The following is a 24,284-nucleotide window of genomic DNA, read 5'->3' on the forward strand; positions in this document are numbered from 1 at the left end:
AGGGTTGATTAGGAAACTGGAAAATCAATAAAAAGCCGTCGTAGAACGACGGGGCTTCAGACCCAGTTTTTTGGTGAATTACAGTAGTCATAAGTCACCTCATTTTACCAATAAAAGTTTGAGTTTTAGTCTAGATGGGCGATCGATAACCTTGTCTATATCTTAGCGCGCTAAGTCGATAATAAAATTGGTTTGTAGTTAGGGCTAAAGCCCTCACTACAAACAATTACCCTGAAGGTACGGAATGCGCGCTTTAAAATTCCCTACGGGAAAATATGGCGATCGCAATTGACAACAGCAGCACCATATACAGCAAACCGTAGCCAGCATCTGTAATCAAACCTGCCAAGTAAGGAACTTGTCCGTAAACAGCATCATTTCTCAAATTGAATCTGGCTAAATCCGGCAAAACCAGATAAAGTCCCATCATCAATTGTTCAATGCCAGGATTTTTAGTTAACTTGCCCAAAGCTACTAAATCCCGCGTCGAATGTCCCATTAAATAAACGCCAAATGTCAGTAAAGTTGCCAGCAGCGAACTGCTAAAAACCCCAAATAAAATCCCGACACTGGCCATGAGACAAAGCTCCAACCAGATAAACAGCGAAGCGATTAAAATGCTTTCCAAAGGGAAAGGAATGCGGCTCAAACTCAGAATAGCCAGATAGATAACAGTCATTGCCGCTACAAGAACCGCCAGCACCGCCGACAGCCCTAAGTGCTTGCCCACAATTAACTCAGCCCGACTTATCGGCTTGGCAACTAACAGATAAACAGTCCGCTTTTCAATTTCTTTGTTGACCAGTCCGGTAGCCACAAAGACTGTGGCAATTAGACCGAGGAGGCTCATAGCAGCCAAACCGACATCTAAGATAATTTTCTTCTCGGTTGTCGCCGCTAATTCGGGTATCAACCGTACCGAGGCGCCCATCAACAAAGCAAAAATAATAATTAAGTAAAGGATGCGATCGCGAATTACTTCCCAAAATACATTGGTCGCGACTGTCAAAATTCTTCTCAAATTCATAAAAAAATTCGCTAACTGGGAAACTCAGCGACTTCAGTCCTGAGAGGGAAACGACCCGGCGATTTCAATCGCCTTGAATCTTCAAATTCAAAATGAGTAACTGTAGCCATCTTTGTGGTGAACAATTTTGCAGTATTTATGGCTAATCCCTTGCACCAATTCTGATGCCGAGATATTGAACGAACCCGTCGATCTAACCGCAACCCGACCAACATATTCACCTATTTTTTTGCCACTGGTAACGACTGCTTTTACAATGTCGCCGGTTTGAAAACCTTTGACAAACTTGTTTCTCGGAACGTACCGAGATGGGAAGCCAAAGTTGTCTGTGCGGCACATTTGACGAGTCCCGTGTCCAGTTGTCTTGATTAGCAATGGTTTACTCGTTACTACAGACAATGATTCAATTTGACCGACACAAGCAGCATCAAGCCAATGAGTTTTAGGTAGTTGCAGTCGAGTACGATTAAACTTTGTCAGTCCACCTGAACCAGTCAAAACGGGCAACCCCGTTTCTTTCAGTCGAGAGAACAACGCCCATCGAGTCGAATTCACAGCAGCAGCATCCTTAAGCGGACGTTTTGCTTGTGCAAGAATGTGCTTCAAGATGTCAGGTTTCTTGACTAAAAATTGCTCAACATCTTGAGTGCCTTTCTTCTGGTTGCACTTCTCGCAAGCAAGGCAGAGATTAGAAATTCGATTGCTTCCACCTTTAGCTTTTGGATGAATGTGTTCAACTTGCAAAGGTACATTTTCAGTGTCGCAGTAAGCACATTTTCTGTTCCATTTGTTGAGTAGATATTCACGAACTTCGTAACCTTGTAGTTCGCCTTGTTGGTACTCAACGCCGGAGATATCAGGATTTTCTAGTTGTTGTAGGTCAAATCTGACAAGCTCTTGAACGATCAAACTGATTGGTGCAAGTCTGCGTAATTTGTTAACCCAAGTTAGGGTGGTTTCTACCCGGTGCTGCAAGGATGGTGCTAACCAACCTTTTTGGCGGGTACGGTTTAAAAACCTTGCTTGGCGGTAGCGAGTATGACGGTTTCGTCTTCCTCGACGCAGTGCGCGACGGGAATCAAGACTTGCTTTGATGGCTTGACCTCGATGAGTTAGTTCAGCGCCAAAAATTACTTTCTCACCTTCTAGTAAAGCGATGCCAGTAGTTTTAGAACCTGGATCTAACTTGAGACTAATTGATTCAATAGTTGCTGTTACCACCTTTTTGAGAATAATTGTGAAGGGGAACCTTCTAAAAACAGCCGCTTTACGGGCAGTTAACAACTTGTGAGCCATTGACGGCTTACAAGGTGTTAGTGGTCTTTTGTTTGTATCGAGTACGAAAATAAAGTTGGACATTGTTGCGTCCCTCCACTTGCGTGTAATGTTAGCTTCGCCAATGTTATAAAAGCTTTTTAAACCTGCAACACTGCCGAGCGTGACTTTAAGACTGTTTAATTGCAGATGACAGAGCAGGGAACTAGCTTCGCATTCGCCTGGTGTCGTGACTTGAATAACGTAGATTTCAAGAATCTTAGGCTGGTCAGCATAGCTTGCTCGATTTCTCTTGCAAGCTCAGTGGCTTTAGCCCTGAGTTACTGACCTAGTTATTAACCCGCTGGAAACTTTCGCCATACTTTAGTGCAAGGAAGAAGGAAGAAGGAAGAGGGAAGAAGTTATTAGGAAGAAGGAAGGGGGAAGAAGGAAGAGGGAAGAAAGAGGATTTTTTCCATCTTAGACTCTCAGACTTTCCCACTCTCCCGCTATACCGATCGCAATTAGTTAACAGAGACAGAATCACACTTGACTGTCTCCCGCAGTTCCATCTTTTTTCTGTCCGGGTTGAGAGCGTTTAATGGCATCGCAGGTTACAGTCGCCCTATTGGCTATCTGGAACACCTCGCAAGATTTGGTAAACGAATATATTTCCGGTCTAAAAACCAGCCCCAGCCAAGTGGCCTGCATATCTAACTGATAGCGGGACTCTCCTTGGACGATCGAAGTTTTGACATCCCAGCTAGCATCTTCTGGGACTATCCCAGTTGTTTTTAAGGCTTGATTCCGCAGAAAAAATCGCTCGTTGTCAATATCTATTAACATTTGCTCTACTTGCGCCCACGGTTTTGTGCGGGCTTCATTTCGCAGGTATCCCTCCATTGCATTGAGGATGACAACTCCTCGGGAGCGATTAATAGTTGGCCGTTGAAATGTCACCACATAATCGCTTTGCCTTAAATCCTGAGATAAAACGCTCGGATACTGTTGTATCCAACCTTGAATTAAAAAGTGAAAAGCAAACCAACAGGAAAACAGCACGTGAACTAGAGTAATCATCAAAAACTGAGGACGCACCAACGACCTGATACCTTCCCGTTTTGACTCGCTATTCCAAATCTCTATTGTAGCAAGAACTACTACTGCTATAATAGGGCCGGATATCCATGCTATTTCCTTCCTATCCGACGGCAATCTTACCAGCAACCACAAGCCAATTAAGATGCTTGTCACCCACGGACTCAGACTTACTCCTTTAATCACAAAAGGTTGCTGACTCGTCAGCAAACCCATTGAAAGTGTAAAAAATAACCAGCTCATATCAAAAAGCAGAGTTCTCGTCCGCCAGTCAGTGACTGCCGCCACTGTCAGCAAAGCTAAAAAGATGCTGAGTAGTAAAGGAGTCTTCCAGTGGACAACTTTAGGCGGAATCATCGCCTTTTGGATTTTTTTATTGGTTTCCCAAAGGTTGTTCGTCAGCTTAGTGAGTTGCTGAGTGACATCTAAAAATTGCTTCATCATAAATTTCAATAGACGCTTTGCAAAAACAACACGGTTAAAATAACGATATTGCTAACAGTGTGGGCGATTAAAATTCCCCCAAACTGGGTAGTTACTTGAAAAGTTTTTTTGGGAGGACGGCGGGTGAGGGTTGGTGGTCCTAAAAACTGAGGTTTGGAAGCTTTTTTATTGCCTGAAACCATGTTTTCTATGAATTCTAATCCCTGCCATTTAGCTAGAAAGGTGACGGCTAATACTGAGAGTGCTATCATAGTTATGGGAGCGTAAACATTATCCCCACGTCCTAATAAGATATAACCGATAAGCTGTTCCCGCAATTCTTTGCTAAGAACGCTTTCAATGCCGAAGAAAACTAACCAGCCTACGCAAGTGCAAGAGAGATTGAGGATGGCTGTATATTCAATGCTGGTTTTGGGGCCGAGTTTAAGTAGTTTTTGCAAAAACCACGATTCGATCGCGATCGCCAAAAACATAATTAAAATTTGCACCAAAACAGTCCGAAATGGGAAAACACTCGCAATCATAAGCCTTTAGGTATATCAGTCCGTGTTAAATTTTAATTGTACAGCACAAACGGAATAATCTTAACCGGAGGTTTGAGCACCTGATTGCGTTAGATCGCGACTTAAAAAATTGGGGGTTAGGACTTATCGTATAATCTGTTGAGATCCGCCAACAGAATGGAAAAATTAGACATTCAAGGCGCGCGATCGAATACCCACCCCGATACAGACTCAAACAACTGCTGATTATGGTAAGGAATGGCATTGGTATTCGGACAGCCTCATCCCGGTCGGAACGCGCCGCAGGTCAGATTCACGTCTACGACGGCGCTGGTAAAGGCAAGTCTCAGGCAGCTTTGGGAGTAGTGTTGCGCTCGATCGGGCTGGGTATCAATTCTGACTCGCCCACGCGAGTCTTGTTGCTGCGCTTTCTCAAAGGCCCCGGCCGCTCCTACGACGAAGACGGGGCAATAGAAGCCTTGCAACGGGCATTTCCGCACTTAATCGACCAAGTGCGTACCGGCCGTGCCGAATATTTTGGGGCCGAAGCAATCACCCGCTTCGATCGCGCCGAAGCTCAGCGAGGCTGGGATATCGCCAAAGGAGCGATCGCAAGCTCGCTCTATTCCGTCGTGGTACTAGACGAACTAAACCCGGTATTGGACTTGGGTTTGCTGCCAGTTGACGAAGTAGTCCAAACCCTCAAAAACAAACCAGAATATTTAGAAGTCATCGCCACAGGCCGAGCGGCCCCCGAAGCTTTGCTGGAGATTGCCGACTTACACTCAGAAATGAAGCCCCACTATAACCCCGCAGTGGCAGAGCATCATATTTCCGGTATCGAAATATACACCGGAGCGGGCAAAGGCAAGTCTACGAGCGCTTTGGGCAAAGCTTTGCAGGCAATAGGTAGGGGTATCAGTCAAGACCAATCTCACCGGGTGTTAATCGTGCAATGGCTCAAAGGTGGCACTGGTTATACAGAAGATGCGGCGATCGCAGCTTTGCGCCAAAGCTACCCGCAGCTAGTAGATCACCAGCGGTGCGGCCGAGATGCTATAGTTTGGCGGGGGCAACAGCAAGAGCTAGACTGCATAGAAGCAGAACGCGGCTGGGAAATCGCCAAATGTGCGATCGCCAGCGGCTGGTACAAAACGATTATTCTCGACGAACTCAATCCCACAGTAGACTTAGAACTGCTGCCGGTAGAGCCGATCGTCGAAGCCCTGCTACGCAAGCCGCGGGATACAGAAATTATTATCACCGGGCGCTGCCACAAACCCCACGCTTACTTTGACTTGGCAAGCGTACACTCCGAGGTATACTGTCACAAACACTACGGCGATCGGGGCGTAGAACTAAAGCGGGGCGTAGACTTTTAAAGCCCGGAGCGGTACTCGGTTCAATCCGGGTCAGAATTATTAAGTCAGGAACTCAGGGCTAAAGCCACTGAGCTTGTAAGAAATTACAAGCTATTCTGACCAGCCTAAGTCTTAACTGACTACGTTATTTGAGTCACGACACCGGCGAATGCGAAGCTAGTTTTCCGCTCTGTCATCTGCAATTAAACAGTCTTAAAGTCACTGAGACAGTGTTGCAGGTCTAAAAAGCTCTTATAACCTTGGCGAAGCTAACATTACCCGAAAGGGACTCGGAGACAACCATATCTCCATAGAGGGGCAACCATACCCCTCTAACCCCGCAAGGGGATTCAAGGCGATTGAAATCGCCGTGTCGTTTTCCTCTCAGGGCTGAAGCCACTGAGTTTCCCACTTACCGAGTATTTTTTATGATGGCCCTGCCTGGAAAACCGGAAATTGCCACAAAGCCTTGTTACCAAGTAACAAATCTCCCAATTTCCCTTGTCTTCCCGATCACCCAGATCAGCCTTTTTTAATCTTTAATGTCCTCCCCCGGACGCGATCCCCGACCGCCAACCCAGAATGGAACATTAAGAATATGAGCCGCGTCTTGTAGAGCGTGAGCACCTGAGACAGTGCACCAGGATTATTAAAGGGTGAAGACATTGAATATAAAAGCTTACAAGCAAAAAATCCGCGAGGGAGAAAGTCTAGACAGGGTTAACGCCAGTAGGCTAGACTTGCGGCTGGCAAACAGGTTAAACTACAGCGGAATCCAAACATTCGGTGTTCTAGGCAGTGTCTGTAGTCGCACCAGCGATGACCAACAAGTAGAGGAGTGAAGCTTTATGACAACGTTAACTGACAATTCCGATCAAACTAATTTAAACACTCCGGGACTGGGCCCGGATACAATCTTCGCTGGAGCGGGGGCGGATTTAATTACAACTTCTACCCTCGGCGGCAGTTTAATATTTGGCCAAGCCGATAACGATACTCTGACTTCCGTCGGCCCGAACGATACACTGTACGGCGACGGCGACGAAGATTCATTAGTAGCCCAGCGCGAGCGGGCTTTGCTGTTTGGCGACGCAGGCAGTGACACCGTAGTCGCTCAAAGCCGGAATACGACCCTGTACGGCGGTTTGGGAGAAGACTTGCTCCAAGGTACAGTCGATGGCAACCTCATGTTTGGTAATGAGGGTACTGATACGATGCTCGGAGGCGCCCTCGGAAGAGACTCCCTCTACGGCGGCAAGGACAATGACTCCCTCGGCTTCTTCATCTCCGGCGGCGGCAACAACCTCGGTCTTCCCGTCGGCGGCAGCGCCGGTGGCAATGCAGGTAGCAACTACTTGCGGGGGGACCTTGGCGCCGACTACGTTGTAGGTATCAATCAAAAAGATACTCTGTTCGGCGGTAAAGACAACGACACACTGTACGGTGTGGCCAGCAACAGCTATCTGTCGGGCGACCTTGACAACGATACTTTAGTCATTCGCAACAGTAGCCAGCCGAACCAGTTTGCTCTAGGCAGCTTCGTCACCATTGGCGTTGAGAAAACCACCTTGCTCGGCGGTGCCGGCAACGATTCTCTCGTCGGCGGTATCGCCGAGTTTGGCGCCGGCAAAAACTTCTTCGACGGCGGCGACGGCAACGACACGATCAGGGTTTTTGCTACCCAGGATACCGCGTTGGGAGGTGTCGGCGACGACTTCATCACGTCAGGAACGACGGTGAATGTAACTTTGAGCGGAGGTGCCCAGAGTTCATTTGGAGGCTTCGCGGGTCGCAACTTGCTCGACGGCGGAGTGGGCAATGACACGATCGTCGCTGCCTTCTCCAGCGATTCGATGATCGGCGGCGAAGGCAACGACAGCCTGAGCGGTACATTTACTAATGCAGTCGGTGGAGATGGCAACGATACTATCAATGCTACCGCTGCCATTTTTGGTAATGCTACTGGTACTGCTTTGATTACTCTCGAAGGCGCGCTGGGCGGCGATCTGTTAATTGGCTACACCAATCCTACTACTGCCAGCAGCTTCACCGTCACCAACCTCTTTAACGGTGGCGAGGGAAGTGACACCCTGATCTTTGGCAGCGATCGCGATAGCCTGATTGGCAACGCTGCCGGTAACGACTTCATCTCCTACGCTAGCAGCGTCACCTTTAGCGGTCCTAACAGTCCTACAACGCCAAACTTGATTACCGATACCTTAGGCAGCAACTTCATTACTGGTGGCAACGGCACTGATGTCATCACTACTGGTAGCGGGGATGACGTCCTATTCGGCGACTCATCCAACGCAACATTGGGGGACGATACCTTAAATTCCGGCGCCGGAAACGACACCCTGCTGGGCGGCTTTGGAAACGACTATTTGATCGGCGGCGACGGTAACGACTCTCTCGGCGGCGGGCCTGGTGCTGACACGCTGATTGGCGGATCGGGTAATGACAGCTTCTACTACCAGAACTTCGGCGAGGGCGCCGATGGTACTGCCGATGGTACTAACGTAGACCAAATCGGGGGTTTTGATGTCGGGCAAGACAAGTTTATCTTGAATAGCCAGACCTTCGGCTTAGGTACAGTGAATGGGCCAAGCCGACCGGGTTCCACACAGTTCTTAGTGCTTGACACCGGGACGTACAATGGTCAGGGGAATGCGCAAGCTCCGGGACAAGCAGTCCTTATTTATGAAAATCGACTGGGCGCAAACGATAACACCGGTCGCTTGTTGTTCGATCCTGACGGTTCTGGATCCCAGGCAGCCGTTACACTGGCAAACATCAACGGCAGACCAGGGTTGACGGTGAGTGACATTACCCTGATTTAATTTGGGTAAAAGTGGGTGGAGTCGATTCTGAAACATCGCCCTAGGAACTCTCAAAACTAATTGTGCTATGTTTCGAGCTGGGGATATCCATCCCTGGCTTTTTTGTGGGCATTGGGAATTGAGCATCGGGGATTGGCCAAACAGGGCATTGGGCATTGAAAGGAAGGGCAGATTCACCGATCCATTTTGCCACCCATCAATAATGTTGATAAACCAGCCACCCAACTCAAAGACGATATAATTGACATTTGAGTAAAAGTCGATTATCGTAGCAGACTAATATTCTCTTTTGTCCTTCAAAAACAGTTATTAATAGTGAAACTGCCCAATGGTCATCTAGCAGATTTAGGCAATAAAATAGAAGAATATTCTCTAAATCCGAATCATCAAGAAGGAAAAAATAAAGCTGTTTTGTTGGCCAGTAAGTTAGGCATTACCCTAAAAAATGCTGAAATGCTCAAACAGGCTTTAAAAGAAGCTGCTATCAACGAAGATGTTGTTATTCAAAAAAACAATGAATACGGAACACATTACAACATGAAATTCTTGCTGAAAACCGAAGTAGGTGAATCTCTGATTCTAGCAGCTTGGATCGTCCGCTTAGGTGAAAGTTTCCCCCGATTAACAAGTTGTTATCCCGTCAAAAAGTGAGGTAAAAACAATGAAAACAATTAAAGACCTAGATATTGTTGCTTTAACTGAAGATTTAGAAGCCACCCATTTTGAAACAAAACAAATCATTAAATTATATAAAGGACAAGTAGGAACAGTCGTGATGGAATTTGATGGCAGTGCTTTTGAGGTAGAATTTTCTCATCAAGATGGTAGAACTTATGCAATGGAAACAATTCCCGCTACAAAATTAATGCTTTTGCATTATGAATTACTGGAATCTGTAGGGGCTGTTAGCCGGTGAATTTTGCCAGCAATAATGTTGATAAACCCGCCCCCACCCAACGAATAACCCCGATTAAGCATCGTCGCGCAACCGTTAAATTCAATTAATTCTGAATTTTTTGGTTGGTGGGGGCGGGTTTATGAGATGGTTAGTTTTTGGCAATTATGGTTGGTAAAACCCGCCCCTACATATTGGTACAAATGATTTAGGCTAATTATAAAAAAAATCCCGCAAACATATCGTTTGCGGGATTTAGTAGGCAGGAAACTTGTAGGGAATACTGTTACTAAGCTCGGTCTACAATCTCTTTTGCTTTATCTTTGAGGTCTTCTTTCAGGTGAATTGCTGATGCTTCATCCTGCTTGGCTTGACCTTCTAATTTATCTTTTTGATTGCCTGTAACTTCGCTAACAGCTTCTTGGATTTTGCCTTCAATATTCTTCGCTGTGGCTTCGACTCTATTTTCAATGTTCATAATTTTTTATTCTAACTCTACAACTACTAATATATGATTTTAAAGTTGAGTCTAAATCCATCTTTAGATAGATTGGCTGTTAACTTTATAGATATCCGGTAGGGAGACGGCACCGTGCCCATTGGTGTCAACTTAAGCTCAAACCAAGTTACAGATTGCTGTTTGACTATTAAGGCCAGATCCCCCCGGCGCCTAGGGCGGGCACTCTTGGCACCGCCCCTACGAAGGGGGGGACAGGAAGCCTCTTTAAGTCAACCCCTACTCCCCTTCTTAAGGGGGATTTAGGGGGATCTAGACTCGACTATTAGCGAGATTTCTCAAGGGTTTTAGTCTTAAGTTGACACGACGAAAGGCACTGCCGTGTCCCTAGGGAGAGATAGAAGTTGCAGGTTCGATCGCAACTTCGACAAGTTTATTTTTCGAGGAAAGACCTGATTTAATGCCGATCGCAGATTTCGGCACTTTAAACTTTTTTGCCAACAGCATGATTAATTCTTGATTGGCTTTACCATCCACAGGCGGCGACTTGAGATGTATTGTGAGGCTGCCGTCGGGTTGTTCTGCGATGCTTTGCTGTTTGGAATTCGGTTTAACTTTGACTGTGAAAATAGTCATACTTCGACTTTCTCTAAATGTTCGATCTTCGTTCCCAAAACTTTCAGGAATTCAGCTAGCCAGTTAGGATGTGCTGGCCACGCGGGGGCGGTGACTAAATTGCCATCGACTACGGCTTCGGTAACGGGAACTTCTGTATATTTGCCGCCGGCCCGGAGTACGTCCGGGCTGCAAGCCGGGTATGCGGTGCAGCGTTTGCCTTCGAGTACGCCTGCTGCAGTTAGAACTTGTAAGCCGTGACAAATAGATGCGATCGGCTTTTTGGTGTTGGCAAAGTAGCGGGTAATTTGCAGGACTTGTTCGTTGAGGCGGATGTATTCTGGGGCGCGTCCTCCGGGGATAATCAAAGCGTCGTAGTCGGCCGGGTTGATTTCGTCAAAAGTCGCGTTTAAAGTGAAGTTGTGACCGGGTTTTTCGCTGTAGGTTTGATCGCCTTCAAAGTCGTGAATTGCGGTGCGAATTGTTTGACCCGCTGCTTTGTCCGGGCAGATGGCGTGGACGGTGTGACCTACCATTTGCAGTGCTTGGAAAGGTACCATTACTTCGTAGTCTTCTACAAAGTCGCCGACTAACATTAAGATTTTTTTTGCTGTCATGTTTCCTACTCCTGTTATTTTGATTTGGTTAAATAGGATGAAAAAAAATGCGGGGCAGTTAAAAAGCTGGCCCCGCAAGCTATTCTGGAATCTAGAAACCGTTGCGTCCCCAAATGACCATTGAAATTGAGAAGGAGAACAGAACTAGCACCGAAACCCAACCGAGTGACAAAATATCCATAGCTATTTATTGAACAAACTGTACAAAGTGACTCCAACCCCTATGATAAGTCAATTTGAGCCATTTTTGAAATGAGGGCGCTGTGAAGGATTCGTCAAATTTTAGTGCGGCTGAACGGGTAGAATCTTTGAAGGCAGGGACGGTTGCTGGTTTGTCTTGTTTGCTGGCTTTTGGGGCGATCGCCCTTGGTAATAGCTTAATTCTAGCGGATAGGTTGGATTCTCTGGCGAGTTTGCAGGTAAGGGAAATTGACCTAAATTTTGCCGCCCGAGGGGCGATCGCACTTTTGGGCGGTTTTTTGTTCGGCGTGACTTACCGCTATGCGATTCGCCGAGATGTTAACCCGCAGCTTAAATCTGGTGCGGTGTTGGCTTTTGGGTTGGTGCGGGCTTTTGGACAGTTGGATGCTGGATTGTTTTTTGAATCCGGGAAGATGCCCGCCCTACAGGAGTTATTGCCGTTTGCGGTTCGCGGTGTCGAGAGTGTGGTATTATTTGCGATCGCGGCTTTGGTTCTGGATTGGGCGATCGGGCGATCGTGGATTAAGCCTTTCGATTCTTGAGATTTGCCGTTGGTTGGGGACAGGTTTACGATCGCCCTCCGTCAAAAACTTGTAGGGGCGGGTTCACCAATAGTTTCAAAGGATACCCAAAGACTCAAAAACCCGCCCCCACCCCGCGCGATCGCCACCCAAGTGGGGGCGGGTTTACGAGATTATCGGTTTTAGGCAATTATTGTTGGTAAAACCCGCCCCTACAGATTTAATTCCTCAAATTCTGGATTGCCGTAAACCATCTGTTTATCTACCGCTGACAAAACTTTATTGTTAGCAGCATCAGAAACTAAACACTGACAAACTAGCTGCGCTACATCTGCCCGGTGAATCGTTCCAGCAACTCGACAATCTTCTGTTAAAATACCGTTGCCTGTTGCAGGTTCCGATTTGAGTCCGCCGGGACGAATCACTGTATAAATCATCCCGCTTGCTATCAAATGATTTTCGGCTTTTTCCTTTTCAATTAAAACCGGGCGCAAAGTTTCTAAAGCTTGGGGCGGCAAAGCGCCGACACTATTACCGCTGCCGATTGATGAAACTAAAATAAACTTTTGCACGCCTGCTTTGACAGCCGCATCAATCAAGTTTTTGTTGCCCAAATAATCGGATAATTCTACATCTTTGGGCAAGCCGCCAATTGTGCTGATTACGGCATGAATTGGCTCACCCCCAGCCATCGCCGCTTCCATAGCTGCTGCATCCAAAGCATCGCCAGTCACGACTTTGATGCCCATTGCTTCTAATTCGGTGCTGGTTGCGGGCGATCGCAAAAGTGCAGTTACTTGCATCTTTTGGGCTGCCAGACATTTCGCAATTTCTAAGCCGACTCCTCGACTAGCACCCGCTAAAAAAATGTGGGATTTCTCTGTCATATTAATTGTGTTTTAAGTTATGCAGAAATTGGTTGTTTTGACTGTGGAACAGTATACAACAATCCTCTGTAATTTTTTGAATTAGTTTTTTTTTACCGCAGAGGGCGCAGAGGGCGCAGAGGAAGAGAGGGGAATGATTGGCAATTTCCCATTTACGTTAGAGTTTTTTGCCCACTATTACTACCCAAGATTGAGCTTCGCGGGGTAAGCCGGGGGGGCGATAGTAGTGATTGACAATTGCAAATCCCGCTTGTTCTAAACAAGGCGCTAAAGTATGATATTCCCATCCGGCAGTATAGCGTTTTCCCGTTGGCCGCTCGTCGTATCCTTCCCAATTTCCCCGGCACATTGACATGACAATTGCGCCGTTAACAACTAAGGCTTTGTGCAAATTTTGCAGGACTTTCACCATCTCGTCGCTGGGAACGTGAATCAGGGAAGCATTGGCAAAAATACCGTCAAATTCTGCCTCTGGCAAGTCGAGATTCAGAAAAGATTGCTGCCAAACTTCGCATCCTGACAACTCTTTTGCTATTTCTACAAAAGCTGGAGTTGCATCTAAGCCTACAACTGTGTGTCCTTGGCTCTTGAACGCTACTAAATCTCGTCCCGGCCCGCATCCTATATCGAGAATTTTACCGGGAGTGCGGGGCATGGCAGCGGTCAGTGCGGAGCGATTTTGGGATACGTCGTGATGCCAAGTTCCTTCTCGGAAAGATTCGGCAGTTAGCTGGTATTCTGCGATCGTAATTTCTTCGCGTTTGTCCACAATTTCCCCCTCTTGTATTATTTTAGATTTTAGATTTTAGATTTTAGATTGAAGAATGTTAACCGTAGGAACACTCCAAGAGCCCATTGGTGTCAAATTAAGGCTAAAACCCTTGATAAATATCGGTTTTAGCCTAGTCTAAATCCTCCTAAATCCCCCTTAAGAAGGGGAGTAGGGGTTGACTTTTATCAAACTCTTGTCCCACCCTTCGTAGGGGCGGTGCCCCCGTGCCCGCCCTATGCGCCGGGGGATCGAACCCTAATAGTCAAACAGCAGGATGGTACTAAGTTTGACGCTAAGTACACAGGCTTTGGGCACTGCCGTGTCCTACTCTATTTCATCCGATTGAAAACTGGTATAAGAGTTACACAGCCAGGGTTTTTTGTTCGGATTTGGTAACTGCTGAATCAACTTCTAAGAGAGAACCTTCGGGGGATTCGATCGCAAATCCCGCATCTCGAATCATGTCCCAATCTTGATGGGCAGCTTGTCCGGGAGTTGTCAGATAATCGCCAACAAAGATAGAATTAGCGGGGTAAAGTCCGAGAGGTTGCAGCGATCGCAAATGTACTTCCCGTCCCCCAGCAATCCGAATTTCTTGACTGGGAAGCAAAAATCGGAACAAACAGAGAATTCGCAAACATTGGCGGGGAGTTAACCTGTTCACATCTGCAAATGGTGTGCCGGGAATCGGAATAAAAAAGTTGACGGGTACGCTAGTAACGCCCAACTTGCGAAGCGAAAGCGCTAAATCGATCGCATCATCATCCGATTCGCCCATCCCCAAAATTCCGCCGGAACAAGTTGTGATCCCCGCTGCTTTTACGTGTTCGACGGTTTCCACCCGATCGCCAAAAGTGTGAGTGGTGCAAATATCCGTGTGATATGATTCGGAAGTATTGAGATTGTGATTGACGCGATCGACTCCAGCTTTAGCCAAACGATGAGTTTGCTCCTCGCTCAACAATCCCAAACAAGCGCAAATTTTTAGGTTATAATTTGCCTTCACAGTCTCGACAGCATCCAAAACGCGATCGAAAGTAGATGCGTTAGGTTGGCGGCCCGAAATCACCAAACAAAACGTACCAGCTTTTAAATCTGCGGCGCGTTGGGCGGCATCCAGAATTTTCTCCTTAGCTAAAAGCGGATATTTCTCAATTTCCGCAGTCGAAATTTTTGACTGAGAACAATAATGGCAATCTTCAGGACAAAGGCCACTTTGAGCATTTAACAAATAGTGCAGCCTGACTCGGTTTCCCCAGTAGTGGCGGCGCACCCGATAAGCTGCGTTTAGTTGTTCCAGCAAAACCTCATCCGGTGCGCGCAATACGGCTAAAGATTGCTCGCGAGAGAGACATTTGCCCGCCAGCGCGTCGTCAGCCAAATCGTTCCAATTGGGTAAATTCATTACTAAAATTAAAGGGTTTACAGAGTATCCAAAACCTGACGAATCACCCGATAAATCGATTCTAGTTCATCAGGAGAAATGCAGTAGGGAGGCATCAAGTAAAGCGTATTTCCCAAGGGGCGGAGCAAAAACCCCGCTTCGAGAAATCTGGCTTTCAATAGAGGAGCGATGTCATTAAAATAACCGGAATCGCTTTCCGTTTTCACATCCATTGCTGCGATGGTGCCACAAGTCCGAATCCGTTCGAGTTTAGGATGATTTCTCAGCCATTGATTCAGATATTGGCGGTGCAATTTTTCCATCCCTTGATACACATTTGGGTTTTGCTCCAAAAGCTCCAAGGATGCTACACTCACCGCACAAGCTAAGGGATTTCCGGTGTAAGAATGACCGTGAAAAAAAGCTTTGTCCCATTCATCTCGCCAGAAAGCTTGATAAATATCCTCCGATGCCATTGTGACAGCAATTGGCAAACAGCCACCAGACAATCCTTTAGACAAACACAGGATATCCGGTGAAGTTGCAGATTTAACCGAGGCAAACAGTTCGCCCGTGCGCCCAAAACCCGTCATTACTTCATCGTAAATCAACAATACATTAAATTGGCCCGCAAGTTGTGCGATCGCCCGCAAAAACTCAGGGCGGCACATTCGCATCCCCCCAGAACCTTGCACCAAAGGTTCGATAAAAATACCCGCATAGCCGCCCTGCTTTAACAAAAACTCCAATTTCTCTAAACTCGCAGCCTCATTGCTTTCCACCTGGCTGTCGCCGTCAAAAGTCGCCGGAAAAGGAACAACATCCCCAGCAAACATTAAAGGTGCAAAAGATTCCCACCACAGCGAACTTCTCCCAGCAGACATCGCGCCCACAGTATCGCCGTGATAACCTCCCTCAAAACTAATAAAGCTAGTGCGGTTAGTTTCTCCGAGATTGCGCCAATATTGAAATGCCATTTTCAGAGCAACTTCAACAGCAGTCGAGCCGTTATCAGAAAAGAAAATCCGCGTTAAAGAAGCAGGCGTATGAGTTAGTAATTTACTCGCAAGTTTCTCGGCAGGTTCGTGAGTAAATCCGGCAAAGATTACGTGTTCTAACTTTTGGGCTTGTTCGTAAAGAGCCTCTGCCAGAACTGGATGGCTGTGGCCGTGAACAGTCACCCACCAACTAGAAATGCAGTCGAGAATTTGCCGCCCGTCTGCCAATTCCAGCACAGATCCTTTGCCGCGAATTACCTTCAGTGGGGGGCCAGCCGTTTTCATTTGCGTGAAGGGCTGCCAAATCGGTGAATTTGAATAATTATGTTCCTGATTCGCAGTCATTTTTGCCCCAATTACTAATATTAACCTGCATTTTAATATAGCAATAATAACGCCCTTATGAACTTTTTATTTTTGATTCTTTCTTCATCTCTTCCTTAGTGTCCTTAGCGTCTTCGCGGTTCGTTAAAAAAAATCTAGTTGGGTGTCGATGCCCCCTGCCTGGGAACGTCAGCCCCCCTACCACGTATTCGCAGGCAATGGTTAAAATTGTCAGTTACAATTTTCTGCCTTTGAGCAAATAAGTCGTCATAGATCCTTTGCCTTTAACATTAATTTTACCCCGCTTTTCCAACAAATACTTATCGCACAGCAACTCATAAGTTGAGTTGCTAACTTGAATTTTACCCGGAAGTCCCTGAGATTCCATGCGGCTTGCTGTATTCACAGCATCTCCCCACAAATCGTAAATAAACTTTTTAGTGCCGATGACACCTGCTACCACAGGCCCAGTATTAATGCCAATGCGGATATTGAGAGGTTTACCGCATTCGTCGCGGAATTTCATAATTTCTTGCTGCATTTCTAAGGCCATTTCGGCAATAGATTCGGCGTGATTTGTACAGGGAAGCGGCAAACCGCCTGCTACCATATAATTGTCGCCGATAGTCTTAATTTTTTCTAAGCCGTATTGTTCGCTTAAGCGATCGAAAGCTGAAAATATTTTGTTAAGTAATTCTACTAATTCTTCAGGAGATGTGCGCGAAGATATTTCGGTAAAGCCCACAATATCCGCAAACAAAACTGTAACATCGGCAAATCCGTCCGCAATATTTATCTGACCTTGTTTTAGGCGATCGGCAATCATTACTGGTAATATATTTAGTAATAAACGTTCCGACTTTTCTTGTTCGGCGCGCAATACTTCCTCAGCTTGTTTCCGCTGTGCAATTTCCTGGTAAACTCGGTGAAACATTTGATTGAATGCGACCATGAGTTCTCCCAACTCGTCATCCCGCTTGACAGACAGAGAGTAGAAATCAGGTTGTGCTCGATCTTTGCTCAAAGCGTCTCCGGCAGCGATCAAGTCATCGCGCAATCTCAAGAGAGGTGCAATTACTGTCACGCCTAAAAAAAACATAGTCACAGAAGTGACAAAGGCTGATATAATAATGACTAGAACAGCCACCCGTCCGATAAATGCGTAAAGTTCCGGTTGAACGGTGGAAGCATCGTGGCGAACAATTAAGATGTAATCGCCTCCCAAATGTCGCTCCGTCCAAGCAATATCGTAGCGCTTGCCATCGAAATTGTGACTGTGAACTATACGAGCTTTTTTTAGTTGCTCTAAACTGATTTCTGGGGGTTCGCCAAGTGTATATATTAGCTCACCGTTAGCTTGGTAAATAGATAGTCCTAAGACTACTTGAGAATCCTTAGTAATATTTTTTACTTCTTCTTGCAAGAAAGTGCGATCGGAAATATCTTGTTGGAGCAAAAACTCTAGGGAATCAACAGTCGCCCGAGATACCTGTTCCAGTTGACTTAAAAGTTCATTTTCGCGCCGAAAATAAGAGGGAACTAAAATAATTCCCTCTATGACAAGAATGCTAGCAAATACCCACAAAGCTATTTGCCTAGACAAGCGAGATTTGAAAAATTTCAAAAATGATAAAATCCGCAATAACATAAAACTTACTATTTTGCCAATGGCTAATGTAGGACCTAGGAAAAAAAACCGGGTTTCTCGTAATCAATTTTGGGTGTGTCAACGAAGCAACCGCCCAGAAACCTGGTTTCTCACATCCCCTGTGTACTTCCTATAATTGTCAGCAGTCAACAGCCAGCAGCTATTAACTGTTACTTCTTGGCTGCTTGCTGCTGACTAATATCATGTCCGATTGATTAACCATAATATCGCGGTCGGGGCGGGTTTTTCAGATTGTCAATTATTGGCAGGTATTGTTGGCTCACGGGCCCCTACGAAAATCGCGGTCGATCGACCGGACATGATATAATGACTGATGACTCTGGACTAACTAGCAGACCCCTTAATAATATAATAAACAAATTAAACCGAAACTGCGCTGACTAGCCTGCCTCCAAGCAGATAAGTATTCATATCGCCCTTGCCTTTGATGTGGATAATTCCTCTGTTTTCAAACAGATACTTATTTCTCAAGATATCGTAAGTGGATTGTGTGACTTGAATCACGCCGGCAATCCCGTTAGGGTAGAGGAAAGCTCAGACATATTTGCCATCGCTACTCCTACACCTACACAAAATAAAATTGTCAGCGCAAGCAGAATTCGCTTATAAATTAATTGGCTGATGGCAGCCCGAATTGGAGAAATCAACTGGCGCATGGTATCCTCAAGTGTGAGGTTTAATCTTGATGGGAATTTATGCACTACTAACATAACACTGCTTTTTCAAAGTGTTTTGTTGGCCTCGGGGGTAAAGCAAGACTCTCTGAGTGCAACCGAGGGTTAATTATTGTTTACCGCGAGTGTTTCGCTTATCCGTAAGAATACGCATAACTTTATAGTGGTTTTCTGTTGAGTGAAGTACAGATGATCGAGTAAGGACACGGCGCCGTGCTTATTGGTGTCAACTTAAGAATGAAACCCCTGATAAATCTCGCTTTTAACCCAGTCTAGATCCCCCTAAATCCCCCTTAAGAAGGGGGACTTTGAGAAGATTCCTGTCTCCCCCTTATTAAGGGGGGCTAGGGGGATCGAGCCTTAATCGTCAGACAGCAAATCCGTAGTACGTTTAACGTTAAGTTGACACGCTTTGGGCTGTGCCCTCTCCCTACTTCACGCAATTTTTGCTTGATATCGGTTAGGATAGCAATTGTAGTCTATGGTTGGCGATCGTGAATTCTGACTCTACTGCCTCACCTGCGCGCAACGAAATTTTGCCGGGAGAAGTTTTCGTCAATACTGCCAATTTTGATACGGGTATTCGGCGACTTTTACCTAAATATGACGAAATGTTGGATGTATTAGCAGGCTGCATTGCTAACACAAACCACCGCATTTTAGAACTCGGCTGCGGTACGGGGGAACTCACTTTAAAAGTTCTCAAACGCTACCCGTCTGCCGAAATAGTTGCTGTCGATTACTCGCCGCGAATGCTTGATTTTGCCCGCGCCAAAATAGAGTCTGCAGGATACGCAGCCCGGTGGACTGGCATAGAAATGGATTTTGGAGAATGGGCGAACAATCCAAATTTCTCAGGCTTGGGCGATAAATTCAATGCTTGCATTTCATCTCTGGCAATTCACCATCTTGAGGATGACATGAAGTTGAAATTGTTTCAACGCATTCGCGAAAGTTTAAATGCTGGTGGCTGTTTTTGGAATGCCGATCCTCTTTTAGCAGAATCAGCAGCAATGAAAGATATTTATCAAGCGGCGCGAGAAGATTGGGCGCTAAATCAGGGGGAAACGTTAGCACAAATTCGCGCAAATGTGGGGACGAGTGTCTCTTACGGGTATTCTAATCCCGATCGCCTAGCTACACTTTCGGCACAGTTGGAAATGCTGGTAAAAGCTAGATTTGAGACTGTTGCAGTTCCTTGGAAATACTACGGTATGGCGGTGTTTGGGGGATTTGTTAATTAAAAAAGCAGCCCTGGAAGCAGAACTTCTATATGTAGGGTGCACGAATAAGCACCTTACTGCTTAAAGAAAGATTGCAATTAGTATTTTATGTTACTAAGTTCTGGTTGATAAAATATATAATATGAATTCCGGTTGCATTGGAATGATTAAACCGCAGAGAACGCAGAGAACGCAGAGGAGAGAACAGAGAGATGAATAATTCCGATGCTAACGGATTTGATATAATACTGCGAGCATAAAGGAAACAAAATGACTGCCACTGCGATTCAAAGTATTGACTGGGATGCTTTTTCTTCGGAACTATCGGGAATTGAAATAATTAGCGATCGCGCGCAAGTTGTCAAGCTATCTCAAGATTATTATCACTTCAGTCCAGTTTTGCAACCTCTGTTAAGTGATAAAACAGGAGATTTAGTAGTTCGTCCCGCCAGCGAAGCGGAAGTTTTGCGGATTGCTGCAGCCTGCGTCAAATCCAAAATTCCGCTGACTGTCAGAGGTGCAGGAACGGGCAATTACGGTCAGTGCATTCCCCTCAAGGGCGGCGTCATTTTAGATACCAGCAAAATGAACAGTATCCGCTGGATAAAACCGGGTTTAGCTTGCGTAGAACCAGGGGTGAAAATGTCGGTTTTCGACAAACAAGCGCGAGAAACTGGTTGGGAATTGCGGATGGTTCCCTCAACCTATCGCACCGCAACGATTGGGGGATTTATCGGCGGCGGTAGCGGGGGAATTGGTTCGATAACTTACGGGCAATTGCGCGATCGCGGAAATCTTCATGCCGTTCGAGTCGTTACAATGGAAGACGATCCCCGCGTCATCGAATTGCGCGGCGATGAAGTGCAAAAAGTCAATCACGCTTACGGCACAAATGGGATTATTACTGAGTTAGAAATTCCCCTCGCCCCTGCTTATCCTTGGGCGGAAATCATCGTCGCTTTTGACGATTTTATGACCTCGGCAAACTTCGGTCAAGCTTTGGGCGATGCTGACGGAATTATCAAAAAACTAATTTGTGTTTGTGCTTGGCCGATTCCTGCTTATTTTGCTGCTTTCCGCGAGGAGATTCCTGAAGGTAAGCACTGCGCTTTGTTAATGGTAGCTGAATCTTGTCTGGAACCGCTGCAAGATTTGGTGCGCGAATATGGCGGCACAATTTGCTATCAAAAAAACGCGCAAGCAGCGAGCAAAGGTGCAGCTATTGCTGAATTTACTTGGAATCATACAACTCTACACGCTCGCAGCGCTGACCCGTCTCTGACTTATTTGCAGACGCTTTTTCCCGCAGATAAAGGTTTGAAATTGATTGAGGAACTGTACAATTATTATGGGGATGAGGTGATGATGCACTTGGAGTTTTTGCGGATGAATGGCAGGGCGATCGCCGCGGCTTTGCAAATAGTTCGCTACACTACGGAATCACGGCTCAATGAAATTATTCGCTATCACGAAGAGCAAGGCGCACTGATTGCTAATCCTCACACTTATATATTGGAAGATGGAGGGATGAAAAGTATTAATGTGGAACAGTTGCAGTTTAAAGAGTTGGTCGATCCTTACGGTTTGCTTAATCCGGGTAAAATGCGGGCGTGGTTGGAACGGGATTAAGGGTGATGGTTTTTAGATAAGATTCAGATATTGAAATCGCTGCTAGACAAACGAAGTCCGCCTAAGCGCTGGCTCGCCCACGCGGACTGAGAAATAAACAAACAGCAGTTGTAAATTTAAGGGACGGGGGCGGTAATTTCTGCTGGTGCGATCGCCCCTGGTGTAGGTACAGCTTGGTTTTCCAGTAGTTGGCGCTGTTTGTTGCGAAATTCTGTGGCCGCATCGTTCAAATTTTGGCGCTGTTCGCTATTAAATTCTTCCATGCTGCGGCCGCCTCCCAATTTCGATCGGTGAATTAAATCAAATATTCCGCTGCCGCTGCTGCGGCCGGAAAATGGGTCGGTATTGTCTTGAGTTTGAAAGTCTTGCAGCGGTTGGGCATTATTTAAACCGCTGGCTTGAGCGAAGCTTGCTTGAGGGGAGAACAGAACACAGGATGCGATCGCGCTTGCAGCAATCCCCATCATCAATTTGCCGGATTTGGAAGTTTTGGTGTTCATCATTTATTAGTTGAATCTTCAAAAAAACAATTCTATCTAAACAATATTCTGACTTGCGACTAAATATTATATTACTTCGCTGGGGCTAAGGACAGGGCAATGCCCATTGGTGTCAACTTAAGCTTTTAGTCCCGCAGTCCTCTCGCTTACCCCAGGACGGTTTCATTCTCCGTAGGGGCAATCCCCCCGTGGTTGCCCCCATGTCCCAAATGCCTGTGAAATCGTCTGTGGGTGGGGGCGGGCACGGGGGCACCGCCCCTACAAAAGCCTGATTTTCGTGAGAATGAAACAGTCCTATCGTTGACCCGGCAGTCCGCCAGGGAATGAATTCCCTGTCTCATAGCGAAAGTCCTCTGAAAGAGGACTGAAGAACTCATTAGTCCTATGCAAGAGGACTTTGGCTTTGAGAGTCTTGTTTCAACCCCTGACGGACTATCGGTTTTACCTTAAGTTGACAGGACGAAAGGCACGGCGCCGTGTCCTAGAATTGACGGTGCAGGTGAAACGATCGCCCTTACTAAGCAAATCGGCGTCGCAGCAGCGGTTGAATGCTCAGCAGCGCCACCAAATCAAACGCCAGCAGCACTAACAGCGCTCCTCCAAAGGTGACATTACCCCAAGGAGCCTGCATCACGACACTGGCTAGCGACCAATCGCTGTGCAGGTACAGGTAGCGGATGGGTTCGATCGCGTAACTCAGAGGATTGAGAGTCACCACAACTTGCAGCCACTCTGGCATAAATGACAGCGGGGCGAGGGCTGTGCTGGCAAATAACAGCGGCAAGTTAGTAACAAAAATTACCGCTATTAATTCTACGTGGCCAGGGAGAGCGAAGGCTAAACCCAGACTCAAGCCGGTGACGCCCAAAACTAATAGTAGGACTATGAGGGCGATCGCCCCCAGTCCGGCAATTCCGGGGAATCCCGCGCCCAAAAACGCTCCCGCTGTAACGATTGTGCCGGTTTGGATAAAGCTGAGGGTGACGATAAAAATAGCGGAAGCGAGGACGATCGAAAATCTCGAAGCCAACGGCGCGACTAACAAGCGGTTGAGAAATCCGAACTCGCGATCGAACATAATCGGCAAACCAGCATTCAGCGCCCCGGCAAATGCAGTAAAAACGATTACACCAGCGCCGAGAAATTGTCCGTAATTCTGGCTTTCGCCGAACAAGCCGGCGGGTGCATTTTCAAACAGAGCTCCGAACAAAACCAACCACATCAGCGGCTGAATAATGCCTGCAACTAGCGTCGAGGGGCGGCGCTGCAATTGAATAAACAGGCGCTTGGTTAAGGCGAGTGTTTCTTGGATGAAGTCGCCCAGCAGGGAAGTGGAAGTGTCGGCGGATGCCGTGGAGAGTTGCCGCTGCTGGTTGAGGTTGTTGGGGGATGTAACAGTACCGCTCATAATTGCTTGTTGATTAGATCTAACTCTCTTTACAGTAGCAAGTCTGGAGGTATTGGTGGTGTTGGGCGGGCGATCGGTCTAAAATTGAGAATAAGCTCATCAAATATGCTAAATAAAAACTTGATTTACTAGGAGTATAAAGCTATGTCATCAAGGGCGATCGCCACTTTGGTCGAAATTATGGAATCTCTGCCGGAAACTCTGCAAGATAGAGTTGTTGAACACCTGCGAGAATACATTCTGAAATCAAATATTACTGTTCCTGTCAACCTCGACGGTAAGTTAGAAATTCCCGCTGAGATTGAAGCTCAACTGAAGCCTGGGGATCGATATGCAGTTACAGTGACAGGGGATAGTATTGTTTTTCAGAAGGTAACAGGTTTTGACTGGGAGGAATGGGAACGGCGAATAGAAGCAGCGAGTCCAGATCCTGATGAGTTAACAATGGAAGAAATTTGCGAACTTGTGCGGGAAGTGCGTCGGGAGAAACGTTCTGAAAAAGAGTCGCACAAATGAAAATTGTAGTGGATACTAATATCTTTGTGTCAGGCTGGCTGTGGGGAGGTATCCCAGCTCGTTTATTCAGATTAGCTCGAACTCGTCAACTCATAATTTGTGCTTCTGAACCAATACTAGCAGAATTAGAGAATACTTTGAACAAACAAAAACTCCAGGCGAGATTACAGTCTTTGAGTTTTACCGTTAATGGTTTAATGAGCGGAACACGAGAGATAGTGGAAGTTTATCCAATTTCCACTATCGACGTGCCTGAGTTACGAGATGCTAATGACAATATGATTTTAGGAACTGCGATGGCTGCTGGTGCCGATGCAATTGTTACGGGCGATCTGGATTTGTTAGTGTTGCAGGAATATGAGGGGCTTCCTATTGTTACGGCTAGGGAATTTTTGGAGCGTTATTTTCCAGAAAATTAGGGGGCGATCGCACTTGCTCTGACAGTGCTATGCTAGATCACAGAGCGA

At 46.4% G+C, this 24,284-nt stretch carries 26 protein-coding genes; 9 read left to right on the forward strand and 17 right to left on the reverse strand.

Annotated features, from left to right (window positions below):
- Nucleotides 1–253 precede the first annotated feature (253 nt).
- The 4 genes from QUB12_RS02680 to fraC form a co-directional block, all read right to left on the reverse strand.
- Nucleotides 254–1,027: an ABC transporter permease gene (locus tag QUB12_RS02680; protein WP_333142468.1), complete on the reverse strand. Its 774-nt coding sequence runs from the start codon at nt 1,025–1,027 to the stop codon at nt 254–256.
- Nucleotides 1,028–1,114: 87 nt separating this feature from the next.
- The gene (iscB, locus tag QUB12_RS02685; RefSeq protein ID WP_333142469.1) at nt 1,115–2,386 is read right to left on the reverse strand and encodes an RNA-guided endonuclease IscB; all 1,272 of its coding nucleotides are present in this window, start codon (nt 2,384–2,386) and stop codon (nt 1,115–1,117) included.
- Between the two features lie 438 nt (nt 2,387–2,824).
- Nucleotides 2,825–3,823 carry a DUF5357 family protein gene (locus QUB12_RS02690; RefSeq protein ID WP_333142470.1) on the reverse strand — a complete coding sequence of 333 codons (999 nt, stop codon included), beginning with the start codon at nt 3,821–3,823 and terminating at the stop codon, nt 2,825–2,827.
- Between the two features lie 5 nt (nt 3,824–3,828).
- Nucleotides 3,829–4,347: a filament integrity protein FraC gene (fraC, locus tag QUB12_RS02695; RefSeq protein WP_333142471.1), complete on the reverse strand. Its 519-nt coding sequence runs from the start codon at nt 4,345–4,347 to the stop codon at nt 3,829–3,831.
- Nucleotides 4,348–4,574: 227 nt separating this feature from the next.
- Between fraC and QUB12_RS02700 the strand changes: the two genes are divergently transcribed.
- The 4 genes from QUB12_RS02700 (at nt 4,575) to QUB12_RS02715 (ending at nt 9,443) form a co-directional block, all read left to right on the forward strand.
- Complete coding sequence (locus QUB12_RS02700; protein ID WP_333142472.1) at nt 4,575–5,708, forward strand: cob(I)yrinic acid a,c-diamide adenosyltransferase; 1,134 nt, start codon at nt 4,575–4,577, stop codon at nt 5,706–5,708.
- Nucleotides 5,709–6,535: 827 nt separating this feature from the next.
- A complete protein-coding gene (locus QUB12_RS02705; protein WP_333305349.1) occupies nt 6,536–8,527 on the forward strand; it encodes a calcium-binding protein in 1,992 nt (663 codons plus the stop codon).
- 315 nt (nt 8,528–8,842) lie between these two features.
- Nucleotides 8,843–9,178, forward strand: a complete 336-nt coding sequence (locus QUB12_RS02710; protein WP_333305352.1) for a DUF6883 domain-containing protein — start codon at nt 8,843–8,845, stop codon at nt 9,176–9,178.
- Nucleotides 9,179–9,188: 10 nt separating this feature from the next.
- Entirely contained in the window at nt 9,189–9,443 is a 255-nt protein-coding gene (locus tag QUB12_RS02715) for a DUF4926 domain-containing protein (protein WP_333142476.1), read from the forward strand.
- 268 nt (nt 9,444–9,711) lie between these two features.
- On the opposite strand, the gene QUB12_RS02720 is transcribed toward QUB12_RS02715, so the two are convergent.
- The 4 genes from QUB12_RS02720 to petN all read right to left on the reverse strand — a co-directional run bounded on the left by QUB12_RS02720 (nt 9,712) and on the right by petN (nt 11,292).
- Entirely contained in the window at nt 9,712–9,900 is a 189-nt protein-coding gene (locus QUB12_RS02720; RefSeq protein WP_333054441.1) for a CsbD family protein, read from the reverse strand.
- A gap of 366 nt (nt 9,901–10,266) precedes the next feature.
- A complete protein-coding gene (locus QUB12_RS02725; RefSeq protein ID WP_333305355.1) occupies nt 10,267–10,515 on the reverse strand; it encodes a DUF167 domain-containing protein in 249 nt (82 codons plus the stop codon).
- Nucleotides 10,512–11,111 carry a DJ-1/PfpI family protein gene (locus QUB12_RS02730; RefSeq protein ID WP_333305358.1) on the reverse strand — a complete coding sequence of 200 codons (600 nt, stop codon included), beginning with the start codon at nt 11,109–11,111 and terminating at the stop codon, nt 10,512–10,514. Before QUB12_RS02730 ends, QUB12_RS02725 begins: the two co-directional genes overlap by 4 nt.
- A gap of 91 nt (nt 11,112–11,202) precedes the next feature.
- Nucleotides 11,203–11,292, reverse strand: coding sequence for a cytochrome b6-f complex subunit PetN (petN, locus tag QUB12_RS02735; RefSeq protein WP_071883976.1), 90 nt, complete (start codon nt 11,290–11,292; stop codon nt 11,203–11,205).
- Nucleotides 11,293–11,374: 82 nt separating this feature from the next.
- Between petN and QUB12_RS02740 the strand changes: the two genes are divergently transcribed.
- Entirely contained in the window at nt 11,375–11,854 is a 480-nt protein-coding gene (locus tag QUB12_RS02740; RefSeq protein WP_333305361.1) for a hypothetical protein, read from the forward strand.
- Between the two features lie 191 nt (nt 11,855–12,045).
- Here the strand turns inward: QUB12_RS02740 and QUB12_RS02745 are convergent, their stop codons facing one another.
- The 7 genes from QUB12_RS02745 to QUB12_RS02775 form a co-directional block, all read right to left on the reverse strand.
- Entirely contained in the window at nt 12,046–12,720 is a 675-nt protein-coding gene (locus QUB12_RS02745; protein ID WP_333142480.1) for an SDR family oxidoreductase, read from the reverse strand.
- Nucleotides 12,721–12,877: 157 nt separating this feature from the next.
- Nucleotides 12,878–13,489 (reverse strand): class I SAM-dependent methyltransferase, encoded by a 612-nt coding sequence (locus QUB12_RS02750; protein WP_333142481.1) that lies wholly within the window; start codon nt 13,487–13,489, stop codon nt 12,878–12,880.
- A gap of 364 nt (nt 13,490–13,853) precedes the next feature.
- On the reverse strand, nt 13,854–14,897 hold the full coding sequence (gene bioB, locus QUB12_RS02755) for a biotin synthase BioB (protein ID WP_333142482.1): 1,044 nt from the start codon (nt 14,895–14,897) through the stop codon (nt 13,854–13,856).
- 17 nt (nt 14,898–14,914) lie between these two features.
- A complete protein-coding gene (gene bioA, locus QUB12_RS02760; RefSeq protein ID WP_333142483.1) occupies nt 14,915–16,219 on the reverse strand; it encodes an adenosylmethionine--8-amino-7-oxononanoate transaminase in 1,305 nt (434 codons plus the stop codon).
- Nucleotides 16,220–16,433: 214 nt separating this feature from the next.
- Nucleotides 16,434–17,846 (reverse strand): adenylate/guanylate cyclase domain-containing protein, encoded by a 1,413-nt coding sequence (locus QUB12_RS02765; RefSeq protein WP_333305364.1) that lies wholly within the window; start codon nt 17,844–17,846, stop codon nt 16,434–16,436.
- A 381-nt stretch (nt 17,847–18,227) separates the two neighbouring features.
- The gene (locus QUB12_RS02770) at nt 18,228–18,371 is read right to left on the reverse strand and encodes an adenylate/guanylate cyclase domain-containing protein (RefSeq protein ID WP_333305366.1); all 144 of its coding nucleotides are present in this window, start codon (nt 18,369–18,371) and stop codon (nt 18,228–18,230) included.
- Entirely contained in the window at nt 18,368–18,577 is a 210-nt protein-coding gene (locus tag QUB12_RS02775) for a hypothetical protein (protein WP_333305368.1), read from the reverse strand. The genes QUB12_RS02770 and QUB12_RS02775 overlap by 4 nt, the downstream gene beginning before the upstream one ends.
- Nucleotides 18,578–19,035: 458 nt before the next feature.
- On the opposite strand from QUB12_RS02775, the gene QUB12_RS02780 reads away from it, so the two are divergent.
- Together QUB12_RS02780 and QUB12_RS02785 are read left to right on the forward strand one after the other, a co-directional pair.
- Nucleotides 19,036–19,785 (forward strand): class I SAM-dependent methyltransferase, encoded by a 750-nt coding sequence (locus tag QUB12_RS02780; RefSeq protein WP_333305371.1) that lies wholly within the window; start codon nt 19,036–19,038, stop codon nt 19,783–19,785.
- A gap of 249 nt (nt 19,786–20,034) precedes the next feature.
- On the forward strand, nt 20,035–21,393 hold the full coding sequence (locus tag QUB12_RS02785; protein ID WP_333305374.1) for an FAD-binding oxidoreductase: 1,359 nt from the start codon (nt 20,035–20,037) through the stop codon (nt 21,391–21,393).
- A 116-nt stretch (nt 21,394–21,509) separates the two neighbouring features.
- Here the strand turns inward: QUB12_RS02785 and QUB12_RS02790 are convergent, their stop codons facing one another.
- Both QUB12_RS02790 and QUB12_RS02795 read right to left on the reverse strand, forming a co-directional pair.
- Nucleotides 21,510–21,896 (reverse strand): hypothetical protein, encoded by a 387-nt coding sequence (locus QUB12_RS02790; protein ID WP_333305376.1) that lies wholly within the window; start codon nt 21,894–21,896, stop codon nt 21,510–21,512.
- Between the two features lie 514 nt (nt 21,897–22,410).
- The gene (locus QUB12_RS02795) at nt 22,411–23,301 is read right to left on the reverse strand and encodes an ABC transporter permease (protein WP_333305379.1); all 891 of its coding nucleotides are present in this window, start codon (nt 23,299–23,301) and stop codon (nt 22,411–22,413) included.
- A gap of 144 nt (nt 23,302–23,445) precedes the next feature.
- Between QUB12_RS02795 and QUB12_RS02800 the strand changes: the two genes are divergently transcribed.
- Complete coding sequence (locus tag QUB12_RS02800) at nt 23,446–23,817, forward strand: hypothetical protein (protein ID WP_333305382.1); 372 nt, start codon at nt 23,446–23,448, stop codon at nt 23,815–23,817.
- Nucleotides 23,814–24,236, forward strand: a complete 423-nt coding sequence (locus QUB12_RS02805) for a putative toxin-antitoxin system toxin component, PIN family (RefSeq protein WP_333305384.1) — start codon at nt 23,814–23,816, stop codon at nt 24,234–24,236. The genes QUB12_RS02800 and QUB12_RS02805 overlap by 4 nt, the downstream gene beginning before the upstream one ends.
- Nucleotides 24,237–24,284: the final 48 nt, after the last annotated feature.

Origin of the sequence: Microcoleus sp. B7-D4, assembly GCF_036705125.1 — a bacterium.
Classification (GTDB): domain Bacteria; phylum Cyanobacteriota; class Cyanobacteriia; order Cyanobacteriales; family Microcoleaceae; genus Microcoleus.

What these genes read in the sequence shown, in the direction of transcription:
- QUB12_RS02790 (WP_333305376.1), bottom strand. Translation starts at nt 21,896, where the DNA reads ATGATGAACACCAAAACTTCCAAATCCGGCAAATTGATGATGGGGATT.
- QUB12_RS02805 (WP_333305384.1), top strand. Translation starts at nt 23,814, where the DNA reads ATGAAAATTGTAGTGGATACTAATATCTTTGTGTCAGGCTGGCTGTGG.
- QUB12_RS02700 (WP_333142472.1), top strand. Translation starts at nt 4,575, where the DNA reads ATGGTAAGGAATGGCATTGGTATTCGGACAGCCTCATCCCGGTCGGAA.
- QUB12_RS02785 (WP_333305374.1), top strand. Translation starts at nt 20,035, where the DNA reads ATGACTGCCACTGCGATTCAAAGTATTGACTGGGATGCTTTTTCTTCG.
- bioA (WP_333142483.1), bottom strand. Translation starts at nt 16,219, where the DNA reads ATGACTGCGAATCAGGAACATAATTATTCAAATTCACCGATTTGGCAG.
- QUB12_RS02680 (WP_333142468.1), bottom strand. Translation starts at nt 1,027, where the DNA reads ATGAATTTGAGAAGAATTTTGACAGTCGCGACCAATGTATTTTGGGAA.
- QUB12_RS02690 (WP_333142470.1), bottom strand. Translation starts at nt 3,823, where the DNA reads ATGATGAAGCAATTTTTAGATGTCACTCAGCAACTCACTAAGCTGACG.
- QUB12_RS02720 (WP_333054441.1), bottom strand. Translation starts at nt 9,900, where the DNA reads ATGAACATTGAAAATAGAGTCGAAGCCACAGCGAAGAATATTGAAGGC.
- QUB12_RS02800 (WP_333305382.1), top strand. Translation starts at nt 23,446, where the DNA reads ATGTCATCAAGGGCGATCGCCACTTTGGTCGAAATTATGGAATCTCTG.
- QUB12_RS02775 (WP_333305368.1), bottom strand. Translation starts at nt 18,577, where the DNA reads ATGTTAGTAGTGCATAAATTCCCATCAAGATTAAACCTCACACTTGAG.
- QUB12_RS02730 (WP_333305358.1), bottom strand. Translation starts at nt 11,111, where the DNA reads ATGACAGCAAAAAAAATCTTAATGTTAGTCGGCGACTTTGTAGAAGAC.
- QUB12_RS02795 (WP_333305379.1), bottom strand. Translation starts at nt 23,301, where the DNA reads ATGAGCGGTACTGTTACATCCCCCAACAACCTCAACCAGCAGCGGCAA.
- iscB (WP_333142469.1), bottom strand. Translation starts at nt 2,386, where the DNA reads ATGTCCAACTTTATTTTCGTACTCGATACAAACAAAAGACCACTAACA.
- QUB12_RS02725 (WP_333305355.1), bottom strand. Translation starts at nt 10,515, where the DNA reads ATGACTATTTTCACAGTCAAAGTTAAACCGAATTCCAAACAGCAAAGC.
- bioB (WP_333142482.1), bottom strand. Translation starts at nt 14,897, where the DNA reads ATGAATTTACCCAATTGGAACGATTTGGCTGACGACGCGCTGGCGGGC.
- petN (WP_071883976.1), bottom strand. Translation starts at nt 11,292, where the DNA reads ATGGATATTTTGTCACTCGGTTGGGTTTCGGTGCTAGTTCTGTTCTCC.
- QUB12_RS02705 (WP_333305349.1), top strand. Translation starts at nt 6,536, where the DNA reads ATGACAACGTTAACTGACAATTCCGATCAAACTAATTTAAACACTCCG.
- QUB12_RS02715 (WP_333142476.1), top strand. Translation starts at nt 9,189, where the DNA reads ATGAAAACAATTAAAGACCTAGATATTGTTGCTTTAACTGAAGATTTA.
- QUB12_RS02765 (WP_333305364.1), bottom strand. Translation starts at nt 17,846, where the DNA reads ATGTTATTGCGGATTTTATCATTTTTGAAATTTTTCAAATCTCGCTTG.
- fraC (WP_333142471.1), bottom strand. Translation starts at nt 4,347, where the DNA reads ATGATTGCGAGTGTTTTCCCATTTCGGACTGTTTTGGTGCAAATTTTA.
- QUB12_RS02745 (WP_333142480.1), bottom strand. Translation starts at nt 12,720, where the DNA reads ATGACAGAGAAATCCCACATTTTTTTAGCGGGTGCTAGTCGAGGAGTC.